At 43.0% G+C, this 13840-nt stretch carries 7 protein-coding genes; all 7 read right to left on the bottom strand.

The annotated features are described in order from the left end of the window. Positions 1 to 568: 568 nt before the first annotated feature. The 7 genes from FHX64_RS11160 to FHX64_RS11130 all read right to left on the bottom strand — a co-directional run bounded on the left by FHX64_RS11160 (position 569) and on the right by FHX64_RS11130 (position 13511). Positions 569 to 1189, bottom strand: coding sequence for a TetR/AcrR family transcriptional regulator (locus tag FHX64_RS11160; RefSeq protein WP_183413927.1), 621 nt, complete (start codon positions 1187 to 1189; stop codon positions 569 to 571). Between the two features lie 350 nt (positions 1190 to 1539). After that, positions 1540 to 1761, bottom strand: coding sequence for a DUF2905 domain-containing protein (locus FHX64_RS11155; RefSeq protein ID WP_183413926.1), 222 nt, complete (start codon positions 1759 to 1761; stop codon positions 1540 to 1542). Positions 1762 to 2144: 383 nt separating this feature from the next. Beyond that, positions 2145 to 4847 carry an alpha-L-rhamnosidase-related protein gene (locus FHX64_RS11150; protein ID WP_183413925.1) on the bottom strand — a complete coding sequence of 901 codons (2703 nt, stop codon included), beginning with the start codon at positions 4845 to 4847 and terminating at the stop codon, positions 2145 to 2147. Between the two features lie 711 nt (positions 4848 to 5558). Next, positions 5559 to 7316, bottom strand: a complete 1758-nt coding sequence (locus FHX64_RS11145) for an endo-dextranase (protein ID WP_183413924.1) — start codon at positions 7314 to 7316, stop codon at positions 5559 to 5561. Between the two features lie 76 nt (positions 7317 to 7392). Continuing rightward, positions 7393 to 8853: a SusE domain-containing protein gene (locus FHX64_RS11140; RefSeq protein WP_183413923.1), complete on the bottom strand. Its 1461-nt coding sequence runs from the start codon at positions 8851 to 8853 to the stop codon at positions 7393 to 7395. 110 nt (positions 8854 to 8963) lie between these two features. After that, positions 8964 to 10439 carry a RagB/SusD family nutrient uptake outer membrane protein gene (locus FHX64_RS11135; RefSeq protein WP_183413922.1) on the bottom strand — a complete coding sequence of 492 codons (1476 nt, stop codon included), beginning with the start codon at positions 10437 to 10439 and terminating at the stop codon, positions 8964 to 8966. 21 nt (positions 10440 to 10460) lie between these two features. Next, complete coding sequence (locus tag FHX64_RS11130; RefSeq protein WP_183413921.1) at positions 10461 to 13511, bottom strand: SusC/RagA family TonB-linked outer membrane protein; 3051 nt, start codon at positions 13509 to 13511, stop codon at positions 10461 to 10463. Positions 13512 to 13840 lie beyond the last annotated feature (329 nt).

Raw genomic sequence — 13840 nt, 5'->3', positions numbered from 1 at the left:
TAATTTATCTTTATTTACTCATTCAAGGTCAAAGGTCTGAAGAGAACTACGGTTGAAAGTTTAAGGTGTAAAGTTGAAGTTAGTTTCCAACCCCTCCGCTTCGCTCGTCCCCTTTCACCAAAGGGGACAGCACTTGAACATTATCTTTTGGTAACCATATTAGCCTTTGCTTATTTGACAGATTCCTCTTCCCTTGTGTTGAAGGGAAGTACCTGAAGGGGGAAGGGTTAGATCTTTCTTATCTTCTGGACTTCCTTTAACTTCCAAACTTCTTGCTGTTTTATCAGTTATTCTGTTACTCTGTCATTCAGTTATTTACTTTCCAACCCCTCCGCTTCGCTCGTCCCCTTTCACCAAAGGGGACAATACTTGAACATTATCTTTTGGTAACCATGGTAGCCTATGTTTGTTTGACAGATTCCTCTTCCCTTGTGTTGAAGGGAAGTACCCGCAGGGGGAAGGGTTAGATCTTCCTTATCTTCTGGACTTCCTTTAACTTCCAAACTTCTTGCTGTTTTATCAGTTATTCGATTGCTACTAAACTACTTTGAGATTGACCTCTTGTTATTTATGGTTTCAAACTGGCGAGTATGATGCGTACATGTTCTTTTTTGCGATGTTCTATTAATGATTCAAATTCTGCATCTTCCATTTTGGTAATTATGCGAAGGATTGGGGAGCCTAAAAAGAGCATGACATTCAGGGAAATGATAGAGAAAGCCAGATCGATCATATCGATCTGACAAATGTTTCCTTTATCAATTTCGGTCTGAAGCTCGTTTTGTAACTGCATAAAGACCGATAATGTGCGGCTTCCCATTTTTTCTTTCAGAGAGTCAATTCTTGACGGGTTTGTGATCAACTCATTGAATATCAGGAAAGGAACTTTTGGATTAGCTCGTATCATTTCGAAGTGTGATCCGATGATCTGCGTTAACCGTTCTTCAAAATTTATCTCCTTTTGATTAGTTTCCTCAAAGGATGACATCAATAGCTTGAGTTTTTGCTCAAAAATGGATTGAAATAAATTCTCCTTTGAACGATAATAATAATGCACCATGGCTTGGTTACAACCGGCTTCCCTGGCAATCTCTACCGTCGAAGTCATTGCAAATCCCTTTTCCAGAAAGAGTCGTTCGGCAGTTTCAAGAATTACCTTTTCTGTGTCGTGATCTTTTTTAATTTCCATTTCAATAGTTGTATATAATAGATCTATTTAATAGTACTATTAATCTGATGCAAAGATATATTGAAAATAATTGCTTGTCAATAGTATGTAATATAATTACGAAATAATAATATATAAAAATGTTTGTTTGGGAATTGATCAATTCAGAATATCTCATATATTCTTTTTGGATAGCAATAAGCAAGGAGGATGACAAATGAGTCAGGAAAGGAGAATGTCCTATGAAATTGAATTAGTAAAGCAAGAATAAGGGAAATAATGGTATATGGTGGATTACATTTGACCTGGATTTACCCCGTTTTGGACAAATTGCGGAAGATGGATAACGAAAAAAGGAGGATATGTCATTCTTAGAAAAAACGTTGGATCAGCCGGATGATGAGTGTCACTACAACACTGACGATGATCATGGTGGTGATCGGGAAATAGAAGCCAAAATTTTCTTTTTCTACCCGGATATCTCCCGGCAAATGTCCCAGCCATCCAAGCTTATCGCCCAGAAAATAGACAATGATTCCGGCTACGACAGATAGGATTCCGAGTATAATCAATATTTTACCGATATAATGCATAATCATTTGTGTATAATTCGGCTGATTTTCCTGCTTCAAAACTACGAAATAGTTTTTTTCCTTGTTCTCTGGAACAGAATTTTTTCTTTACATAAACTTATATTTCAATAAATGTATTATAATCAGTAATATAACCTATTTATGCAAGATTGCGGAATGTCGAAGCTAATTGGCAAAGGGTATATGCTACCTTACAGAAGGTATATATCAGAGTCTGTTCAATTGAAATCATTCCATTGTCGTTTGAAATGGAACGGTGATCGCAAAGGGAACAAAGCCTATAGGTAGTTAATAGTTCATCGCCATGGGTCTTCATCATTCCATACCTGTCGGCTTTGTCTTTTTTGTTTCACCTAAGCTTTTAGAAATTGTTTTTACGGTAATTATTTGATCCGGTTAATGACCATGCAATCCAACATGGCCTGATTGATAGCGCCATTCATGTTTTCATCCGAAGGTTCAAAGGAGAGAACAATCTGATGTTGACCTTTGGTGAGTGATACCTGTACTGTGTTACTGTATCCCCAGTTTGACCATTCATTAGTGCCCCGCTGAGGAAACACAATGGTACCAGCTTGCTGGTGATCGATTCGTAATGTGCGTAATGCACATTTATTGTCAGTATTGATGGGACCATTGCCGTTTGCATAGCGAAACCGGATGGCATATATACCCGGCATCCGGATATTCACAGGAATGGTGATGCTTCTATTTTGGGTTTTGCTTATCTCCACAAAACCCGATCCGGAATAGTTCTTGTAAGGATATCCTGCTTTGGGTGCATACTTTTCCATTTCAAGGGTTTGCGCATCCCATGAAGTATTGACAGCCAGGGGTTCACTGGCAAATGATTCGACTCCGTTTTTATCAACCGCAATAACCTGGAATTCTGCATAATGATTGCCTTGCACAGGATACGACAGATTGATGGTATGCATCACTGCATGGCCGTTTTTGAGTACGAGGTAACTAACTGCCCCCTGCACGGACTTCCACAAAAGTTTTTTCCCGGCAAGCGTTACCGCCGGTGTCTCGGGACTGGTGTAATCAACAACTTTATGTATCTTATAATCGGGGAAGGTATTATTTGCCAGTACGATTTTGATGGTGTGCAGTCCGGTGAGCGTGCATGGCACAAAGGGTTTTGTCGTTTTGCCGTCCAGTTCAAACGAACGGATACTATTGCCATATCCCTGCATATCGATGGTAAGCAGTGCTTTCCGGTATTTGAAATGAGTAAGTGAGCGGTTTCCCTGTAACGTTTCTGGAACAAAAGGATGGAAGATAAGTTTGTCTTTTTGAAATTCCATACCGAAAATGACTTTATAGATAAGGCTCAGGCTACCCGACAGACTCCACAGCATATTGTCGGAGTTGATTTGTGTTCCGGCAAAATCGCCATTGGAAGCCACAAAGTTTTCTTTATTGGTTAGAAAAAGTGCTGCAGGACGATAGACCGAGGCCATAGCTTCAAGCACCGACTTCTCATTGCCAGCTTTGGCAGAAGCTAAAGCCCAGTAAGACTCCACGAAAGGCCATACAGCATTGTTGTGATAGGAAGGAATACCGGGGATTTGAGGATAGATACACGAAATGCCAAAAGTGGTGACCGGTGTGTTTTCGATTACCGACTTTTGCTGTTGAGGGTCAGCAATGCCAAACAATACGCAGAGCGCTTCGCCAAGGGCTTCCGATCTCGGCGAAAGCACCGGATAATTTCTTCCATACCGGTATTGTCCGTAATACCCTTTGTCCTTCATCCATAACCAGGTGTTAATGCCCGCTTTAATTCGTTGAGCCTGCTGGCGGTATAACGCTGCCGCTTTGTAGTCATGAAGTTCCTCAGCCATGCCGGATAATACGATGTTGGCTTCATAATGCACGGCATTAGTTCCCAAATCTTCTCCTGCATAGATATCCGCCGGCTGCATCCATGTAGGATAGGTTTGTTCGCGCCAGTCAAGGAATGTTGATTCGCCATGCACCAGACCGGTAGCAGGATCGTAGGCATTATGCCGGTCGTCATTTTCTGAGTTACGGATAATGGCATAGGCTTGTTGTAGCCAGGCTCTGTCGCCGGTGGTTTTATAGAGTTCCCATGCGGCAACCGACCAGATCATCCGGTCTGTCGATACCGGATAAGCGCCTCCTGTTCCCGTGTCCTGAATGATTCTTCCGTTTTTTACTTTTCGCAGAAGGCTATACCGGGCAACCTGAGGTTGTAGCGAGGCCATGGAAAGAATGATCGAATAACTGATGTCGCGAGTCCAGACACCTCCCCATTCTTTGCCGGTACGGAACGTACTGTCCGGTTCGACCGCCTTGATCATTTCTTCCAAAGCCAGGTTATAGAGGGCATCCGTGAGCGGATATTCCGATTTATAACGGGGACAAGCCGAGAGATTTCTGGAAAGAAGCCATTGGGCACAGGTTCTTTTTTCATCAGCCGGTGTGTTCATGATGAGTGTTGTTGTGTAGATGCCATTGCCTTCCGGGTCATGTAACTGATAAGAAGGTTGATTGCCCAGATTGTTAAAATCCCATGATAATGGACGTGTCCCTCCGGCAATATATACCCCTTTGAAATCCGCTTTGTATAATTTCTCTCCATTGAAAAGTGTGTAGTATCCTTTTTCTTTGAATGCTTTCAGTACGTTACGCATATCAAGACGAACCGTCCATTGTGTACCGGGAGCCAGATTGGTTTCCCGGGCAACAGCAACCGTATCAACGGATGGTTTTCCAAACAAGACGGTAGTGACGCATTTCCCGCTTTGCGGTTGTAACGTGACCCAATGATTTTTGCCGAAGTTCATTTCATTGTCACGAAGGTTAATGCTGAATTTGAAACAAATGGTAGGACTGTATTGATCAATATCTGGACTATGGTAGTTGGAAAAAAGGGACGTATCCGAAGCGGCTTCGGCGGTGAATTTTCCCTGTTCTACTTTATTTTCCAGAATGTTGTATGCTTTTGACCGGAAAATAGTCTTTTCCGGTTGTGCTGATGTGATTTGCCATAACGCGCATGCGAGCACGGCAGCAAGGAAAGAACGCAGCGTTGTGATGTTGTGGGTGATTGTCATGAGAAAAAAAATGATAATTTGAAAAGCTTGAATAAAAGAACCAAGAATCTAAAGAGTCAAAGGTTGAAAGACAGGCGTTTTTGAATCATTAACCATTTACCGCTAACTATATGTTGATTTTCAGATTCTTACTATCTACTAGCTACCAACTACTGTCTACTTTGCAGTTTTTATCTTCTTATCTTCCCGAAACTTCTTTAAATTCATGCTGTTTTGTCAGGTATTCTGTTATTCTATCATTCAGTTATTTACTTTCCAACCCCTCCGTTCCGCTCGTCTGACAGCACTTGAGCATCATCTTCCGTAACCATGGTAGCCTTAGCATTTTTGACAGATTCCTCTTCCCTTGTGTTGAAGGGAAGGACCCGCAGGGGGAAGGGTTAGACATTCTATATCTACCTTAACTTTCTGATGTTTACTATTCAGGTGTTAAGATGTCAGGGCTATGCCTCTTTAAGAGATTGAAGGAGCGAAGGATTGAAGGACAGGGGGTTCCAGCTTTCGTAACTTCTTCTTCAACCATTTGTTGTTTAAAAGTCCTTTAGGGTAAGCTTCCAGATTTTCAGATTTCTACTACCTACTACCTACCGGCTACTACACTACTTTGAGGTTTTCATCTTCTTTAATCTCAGATTTCCATTGTCAATTGAGTCGGTCATTCAGTTACTCTGTCATTCAGTTATTTGATAACTACTATCTACTTAATAGTTATTACTTGTATTCCACCACCACCATATCCCAATAAAGGAGGCTGGGTAGTGTAAAGGTTACGGTGCCATTGGATTGGGTAAAAGATAGCGTCTGAGGCGTTCCGTCATTATAATCAGGGGAGGCCATCCAAACATTCTTTACGGCTTTGGTTGTTGAAAAGGCTACCTGAGTGTTGGCAATGGTAGAGGGAGCCGGTTGTGTACCGTTGGCATCGCGCCAGTTGAGGCTATTGGCATTGGTGAAGTTCAGGAAATGAATGACCTGTGTGTTACCCATATCTCGACCTGTTATGGCTACGCTTCCGGTTTGAGGCGGCCATTCGTTTAATGTCATTTTACCATCCAAACATGCAACGACTGGTGTGTTTTGTGTGCCACCGTCACGAAGCAGGTTTTCGTAAGCTACCAGAAAATCATAATAATGTGTCAGGGCATCACGCAAATCGCCTTTCATTTGCAGGTTATCATTTGGAAAATATTCTTTGTCCAGCATGTGTTCTCCCAATTCGAGATGTGCACCGCCGAAAGCAAATATCACGGCATCGGTCATCAAGACACCCGGAGTATTAAAAAAACCGGTGGAGTTGGCCAGGTCATAATCCATATAAGCAGCCAGAATGCTCTTTTTCGTGTTGTTGCTATAGCTGTTGTTATTGGCAATGATCGTAGCCAGGTCTTTGTATCCGTCATTGGGGCTCCATACTTCCGTGTAAAGGAAGTCAACCGGAGAATTTGCAATGTTTGGTTGCCCGAATTGATTGACGGCATTCATAACCAAATGCTTGTCAGGAGCGTTGCTCTTCATGGCATTAATAAAGCTTCCGAATGCCGCGGGCAGGTTTACGATTTGTCCCGAGTAGTTATATACTGTTCCCTGATCTCCCAACTGGTCGATATGGTATCCGTCGAACCCCAATGCGGCGTAGACATCGTCAGTTTTGGAGGCAATGTATTGCTGCCATGAACTGTTGGAAGGATCGAGAATCCAAATATTACTTTTGAACATTGGAGCGGGCAGGTTGCATACATCCGGGTTGGAGTGCGAAGCATCCTTAAAAATGTACCATTCATCCGAAACGCCATCGGCTGCAGCATCACTTAAAGCTCCATAGGCCAGGTTGTATGACATGGTTTTCATGTTGCAGGCATGAGCGGCATTTATATATCCCTTTACAGTGGAAAGATAAGTAGGCCGGTTAGCGATATCAGTCCATTCCGTGGCAGGATTTGCCACTGTGCCGTCAAGCGGTTGATGATGTTCATATTCCCAGTCGTAGAACTGGAGTCCGTTAATATGATACCTGTTCAGGTTATTAATTACATAGTCTATAGCGGCTGGTGTCATTTGAGGATAGGCGGACAAGAACCCGTACCGCGGAAAATGTGACCAATCGGATGAGACATCCACTCCAATGCTGCCGTAAACCACTTCCTGTCCATTTACTACGTCATATAGATCAACCATATAGCCTGAGAAATCGGTGGATGGAGTTGTCCATTGCCATGTCGCGCCTGATAAAGGTTTCTCGTCCAATATTGTCGATAGATGACGGTATCTTATTTTGACTGTTGAAGGCAGGGCATGGTCAATCGTAAACGTCACGACGCTTCCCGGGGAGTAGCATGCTTTGTCGCTTGATATATTTACCGGCGTTGCCGAGACTTGTACGGGGGGCGAGGATATTCCGTTTCCTTTGCTGCAGGAAGTGGCCAGTAATGAAAATAAAAGGAATAGATAGATAAACGGAGAATGTCTCATAAAGGATTGTTTTATTTGGATATCAAAAGAGGGTTGCCTTGTACCCGAAGGCAACCCTGTGATGTTCTTTTCGATGTTATTGTTTTTGAATGCTTATTTTTAATGTTTCGATGTTGGCCGTAATCACGTAGTTACCGGCTGTAGAGATCGTCCATTTATTATCGTCAGAAGCTCCACCTACATGGCGATACATGGTTGAGTCGCTTGCCATCATGTACATATCCTGCCCCCAATCGGTATTCCGGTTGACAGGGAATTTGAACTGCCCTGCGACCATCGGTCCGCTATAGGTAAAGATACAACCGTTAACGGCATCTTCTGTCAGGGCAATGGCCTGATCAATGTTCCATCCGATCGGCGTTGCGTCTCCCACGATATATAGTTCTGTCCGCAAAATTTTAATCGTGTTATTCGACAGATCGAGGGTCAGGGTATAATATCCTTTCTTGGCTATTGTCCATTTATTGTCGTCGCTGTTGCCGCCTTTATGGAGATACATGTGCGTATCGTCCGTACGCATGTACATGTCCTGATTCCAATCAGTATTTCGATTTACCGGAAATTTAAATGCACCTGCATTCAAGACCCCCTGATAGGTGAAGACAAACGGATTGTTGGGATCTTCTACCAAAGGTGTTGCGTTGGCTATGTCCCATCCATTAGGCGCAGCGTCGCCGACAATATATAAGGTAGAGTAAGGAGGCAAATCCACCTGCTTTATACTTACCGTAAGATCGAGCAGACTGACGGTGACTTTATATACGGCAGACTGACTGACCGTAAACTGATTGTCAGGCTGACTGCTGTCAGTCCGGTAAATCAGATGGGTGGAATCCGCTCCTTCATTGTATGATGGCAGCACTTGTCCCAGTGTGGTGATGAATTTCAAACTTCCGGCATTTAATAACCCCTGATAAGTAAAGATGGTAGGGTCAGTAGCGCTAGGAGTCATTACAATAGCATTGTTGACATCCGCTCCGTTTGGAGACGCACTTCCAACGAGATACAATGTTTTGCTCACCGGTTGATAAGGCGTTACATTCATTGTAAGCAACGGAGATACATCGTTAACGATAGGTTGTGAATAAACGGTATCAATGATCCGGGCTTCGAGCTGTGCAGCAATCCCCGGCTGAAATTTCCAGTGATTCAACAGGGAATCATTTAATTCGGCAACTGTAAAGCTTTTGGTATAAACGCCTTTACCCATGTTAAACTGAATGGCGGAAGCAAAATTGTTTCCTTTCTTGTCAATCTGAAGTACATACGCGATCGAAGCTCCTGTGCCGTGATTGGTACCTGTTGTCCAGCTTAGAGTCAATGCTGTTGTTTGATCGTTCTTTTGTGCCAGAACAAGTGTGTCCGATGAAGTCGAGAGTGCCAGAGGCCCTGCCACGGCAATATTACCGAACAAACTATCCTGACAGGAAGATAATGTGAAAATCAAGGCTATAGCAAGAACTCCAAGGCAACTGGAAAATAACCGATTGAAAAGCGCATATTGCATGGTGATGCGCATTATGTTGTTTTTGTTCATACGAAATAGTTTTTTATCAAGACAGCACGAAACAGATATACTTATAGGCTTATTCCAATTGGGATAAAGAGATAGTTTTTTCATGTCAATCTTGTGTGTGAAATAAATAATTAGTATCCCGGATTCTGTTTCAGATTAGGATTGGCGTCAATATCTATTTGTGGAATCGGTAACAGAAGATATTTGGAGCTCATGTTGAGTTTCCCAATGGAGTGCAGGAAATCAATACCATACTGACCATTATCCACACGAATAAGATCGAACCAGCGCTGACCCTCGAAAGCCAGTTCCATTCGGCGCTCGTGGAGAATCTTAGACTTCATGTCGCTTTGTGATAAACCACTGACAGCAGGCAGTCCTGCACGTGCTCGCACTTCGTTAAGAGGTTCTTCGGCCTGTGCTGTCTGTCCGAGATTATTCAATGCTTCGGCTTTCATAAGCAGCACATCAGCATAGCGCAGGACAGGAAAATCTTCGGGACTATTGTTGTATGCTGATGCTATTGCCATTGGAACAAGGAACTTACGAACATTGTATCCGGTCGAGGAATAGCTGCTTGAATAATCCATCCCGTCAAACTGAGGGCACCCCTGGTATAAAATTGTAGCATCTTTGCGCAAATCGCCCGGTTCGTATGAGTCTACGAATTCCTGTGTGGGTTGGTTCCATCCCCAGCCTCCGGCTACCATGTTTGATCCTCGGGGGCCCATATACGTACTTAACCAGGATGCCTGATTTTCATTTGCCCAGAAATTGTATGCCACACTTCCGGAATACTGGATTTCAAACAACGACTCTTTTGAGTTCTTTGTAAGCGGATTAAAATTGTCCGCATAGTTGGCATCCAATTCATATCCTAACGCTTTTACTGAATCGCACAAGGAAACTACGCGGTTCCAGTTGCCCAGTGTTAGAAATACCTTGGCAAGCATACCTTCTGCCGAACCTTTGGAGGCACGGCCAATGTCCGATCCGGTGTAGCTTTCCCGACGGGGAAGCAGAGCAATGGCTTCGGAGAAATCGGAAACAATCTGATCATATACCTTTGCTTTAGGAGTGCGTGACGGACGTAGATTGTCTCCCGGATTAACCGGTTGCAATACCAATGGTACATCCCCGAAGAAGCGAACCAGTATGAAATAATAGAGACCACGAAGAAAATGAGCTTCTCCTAATATTCGCTCTTTAACCGCTTGATCAAAATTCATATCCGGAACTTTCTGTAAGACAATATTACAACGAAGAATGCCAGGCCATGGACCACGCCACAAATCAAGTACGCCGGCATTATCCGGAGCTGTGACAAAATTGGCTTCCTGCTGGGTTTCAATACCATCGGTACCGCCTCCGGCACCTACTACACTATTTCCTGCCATGATATCGGTTGTCCACATTCGCATATTGTAAAGTTTTGGCCATTGCAAGGGCTGGTAGGCTCCATTGATTGCCGATATGGCGTCATCTTCCGTTTGAAAGAAGTTGGCGGTATTGATAGAGTCTTCAGGCGCTTTGTTCAAAAAGCCGTTGCTGCATCCTACTAATACCATAGCCAGAATAAAGAAGGAACAATATAATATATGTTTCATAATAAGATGAATTTTAATAGATTAGAAACCAAGATTAACTCCCATACTGATAGTGCGCGTGACAGGATATACATTGTTGTCTATACCACTAGCCCCGACTTCGGGATCAAATCCTGAGTATTTTGTAAATGTGTACAAGTTCTCAGCCGACACATAGACGCGGGCAGATGTAAGAGACACGGACTTCAGCCATTTTTGAGGAATTGTATAATTAAGTGTTATATTCTTGATTCTCAAGTATGAACCGTCTTCTATGTATCTATCGGAAGGTCTCGTGTTTTCATTCGGGTCATTGTATATGGCTCGAGGCATGGAGTTGCTTGTCCCGGGGCCTGTCCAACGAGCCAAAACGGCTGTCGTCTGGTTTTGGGCTACTGACATGCCTTCGTCCCAAATTCTGTTGGCATTAAATATCTTATTCCCTGCTACGCCTTGCAGGTAGATACTTAGATCAAAGCCCATATAGGAAAACGTATTGTTCAATGAGAAGATAAACGTCGGGTTAGGATTGCCTAAGAATGTACGGTCTTTGTCGTTGATCACGCCGTCGTTGTTCAGGTCTTTGAACCGGATATCACCCGGGGAGGTTCTGTTATATGGATCATTACCGGGTACTTGCAGTGCATGATTATTGACTTCTGCCTGTGTTTGAAAAATTCCATCAGTTACATATCCGTAGAAAGAATTAATGGGATGTCCCGCCTGAATCAATGCTAAATTATAGTTCAGACCAATGCTGCCTGTTGTCATAGGCACGGTGTCATTGATACTGACCACTTTGTTCTGATTGTAAGCAACATTGAACGAAGAGGACCATTTGAATTTTCCGGTCAGGTTTCGGGAATTAACGGTCAGTTCAATCCCTTTATTCTCCATTTTGCCGGCATTGATAGATGGTACGTAAACATCAGAATAACCTGTAGTAATGGGGACTGACATCGGGACAAGCATTTTGTCCGTATATTTCAGGTATCCGTCAATTGTGAAATCGATTCTGTCGTTTAGCACTACAGCATCAATCCCTACGTTGGTTTGCTTTTGTTCTTCCCATTGTACGTTGGGATTTGGCATCACGCTTGGCACTACAGCAGAGACAATAGAATTGTTGAAATTATAAGTTATGGTCTGTAAAGCCGAAGCAAATGAGTAATTGCCAATTTGTTGATTCCCTGTGATTCCAAAACCGGCGCGCAGTTTCAGATCATCCACAAAATGAATATTTCTGAAGAATTTCTCTTTTGAAATACGCCATGCCGCTGACCCTGAAGGGAAAAGTCCCCATTTATTTCCACTTCCGAACCTGGATGACCCATCTCGGCGTAAAGTTCCTGTTAATAGATATTTGTCGGCATAATTGTAATTTACACGCCCCATGTATGATAATAATGACCAACTGCTTGCATCGCCTCCTACCGTCGGGTTACTTGTGCCGTTTGACATTTGCTGGGTAAGTTCACTGGCAAAATTCTGCACCGATCCGTTCAGGTAATTATACTGGTTCTCCTGGGCGCTTGTTCCTGCCATGACGGTCAGATGGTGTTTCCCGAACGATTTATCGTATGTCAGCGTATTATCCCAGTTCCAGGTGAAGTTTTTGTTGTATTGTTCGCTGAGGTATGCCTGGGAGTTGATGCTGGTATCCCATGTATATTCGGGAGCCCAGGTTCTGCTGTCCCATAGATTTCCCTGCAGGCCAACTGTTGATTTAAGCTTTAATCCGCTAATGATTTCCAGTTCTCCGTAGATTGACCCGATGATGTTATAGCCGTTTGTTGCATTATCAACCGTTTTTGCCAGACCTATCGGGTTTACAAGATCACCATCCCATATTGGTTGTGCAACCGGCCCGGAATAGTTGCCATTTGTTCTGTAAATCGGTTGGGTTGGCAGTGCCAGCATGGTGTTTTGAATGTTATAATTACCATTGGTGCGAATGTCATGATTCAACGTAATGCTATTCCCGAATCGTAATTTGTCTGATATTTTAGTATCGCTGTTGAATTGCAGGGTGAGTTTTTTGTATCCCGTGTTAATCACAATACCATTCTGATCGATATAGTTACCGGAAACATAGTAGCTGCTTTTGCTTCCGCCAACAGAATAAGAGAATGAAATATTGTGCATGGGAGCCGTGGTGAAGAGCGCTCCCAGCCAGTCTGTTCCCTGCCCCAGTGATGCGGGATTGGCGTAAGCCGGATCTTTTGCCAGGCCTGCATTTGTCATCATGTCGTTATGTAATGCAGAAAACTGAGATGCATCCAGCATATGGACAATTTTGGCTGCTTGCTGGATACCAAAATAATAGTTCAGATTCATGCGGGGTTTTGAGTCGGTTGTTCCGTGTTTTGTGGTTACAATAACCACTCCATTTGCTCCCCGTGATCCGTAAATAGCTGTTGCAGATGCATCTTTCAAAACCTGGATTGATTGAACATCGTTCATATTTAGCTCTCCCAATCCGCTCGAAACAGGTACACCATCGATTACAAAAAGGGGTGATGCATCGTTGATGGTTCCGATACCCCGAATCAGCACAGTCGGATCATTACCCGGAACTCCGGAAGAAATGATCTGTACACCAGCAGCCCTTCCTTCCAATGCATCGCCAATGGTTGCTACAGGAATGTTATTCAGGTCTTTGGGTTCAACTACTGCAACTGCTCCTGTGAGGTCTTTTTTTCGCTGACTGCCATAGCCCACCACTACTACTTCGTCGAGTGATTTTGTACTTTCTGCCATCACTATATGAAGCGGGGACAAGCCTGTGACTGTAATTTCCTGGGGAATAAACCCCAAATATGAAACTTGCAATACAGGATTCTGCATTGTTTTGTTTGTTAACGTAAAATTTCCGTCAGCATTTGTAATGGTGCCAATAGAAGTTCCTTTGATTAAGATGCTTACGCCAATTAGTGGTTCTCCTTGTTTATCCACGACCGTACCTGCTATGTGGTCGATGGTTTGGGATGAAACACTGTTGGGAATAAAAAACATACAACATAGCACCACTATGCTGTATAGAGCTTGTTTTAGATAAACCATTGATTCAAAATTTAAGGTTGATAGATTCATGTGCAAATAATTTGTTTTTAAGAAGATCGGCATAAACTAATTACGCCAAAATTGTTGCTTTTTGAAAATTGTTGACTGTGTCGGCTTTACAGAACCGGACAACATAAAAAGGAGAGTCTAATGGGAAGCATGTTTCATAGTTTGTGAATTTAAGGATTGATAATCGATAATCGAGAAATTTGAAGAACGTCCGACGTGCGAACCGGTCGAATTGTTCGTGTTTGGTATTGCAAAATTAGAATCCTTCAAATTCAATAAAATTCTTAGTAATAAAAATGTAGTCGATACAGGAGTGGCTGCTTTTTATTATTTTGATTATCAATGTAATT

The organism is Microbacter margulisiae, assembly GCF_014192515.1.
Lineage (GTDB): Bacteria > Bacteroidota > Bacteroidia > Bacteroidales > Paludibacteraceae > Microbacter > Microbacter margulisiae.
This window is presented reverse-complemented; position numbering and strand designations above follow the sequence as displayed.

Coding starts and splice junctions, on each gene's coding strand:
- FHX64_RS11160 (WP_183413927.1), bottom strand. CDS start 1,189: ATGGAAATTAAAAAAGATCACGACACAGAAAAGGTAATTCTTGAAACT.
- FHX64_RS11155 (WP_183413926.1), bottom strand. CDS start 1,761: ATGCATTATATCGGTAAAATATTGATTATACTCGGAATCCTATCTGTC.
- FHX64_RS11150 (WP_183413925.1), bottom strand. CDS start 4,847: ATGACAATCACCCACAACATCACAACGCTGCGTTCTTTCCTTGCTGCC.
- FHX64_RS11145 (WP_183413924.1), bottom strand. CDS start 7,316: ATGAGACATTCTCCGTTTATCTATCTATTCCTTTTATTTTCATTACTG.
- FHX64_RS11140 (WP_183413923.1), bottom strand. CDS start 8,853: ATGAACAAAAACAACATAATGCGCATCACCATGCAATATGCGCTTTTC.
- FHX64_RS11135 (WP_183413922.1), bottom strand. CDS start 10,439: ATGAAACATATATTATATTGTTCCTTCTTTATTCTGGCTATGGTATTA.
- FHX64_RS11130 (WP_183413921.1), bottom strand. CDS start 13,511: ATGAATCTATCAACCTTAAATTTTGAATCAATGGTTTATCTAAAACAA.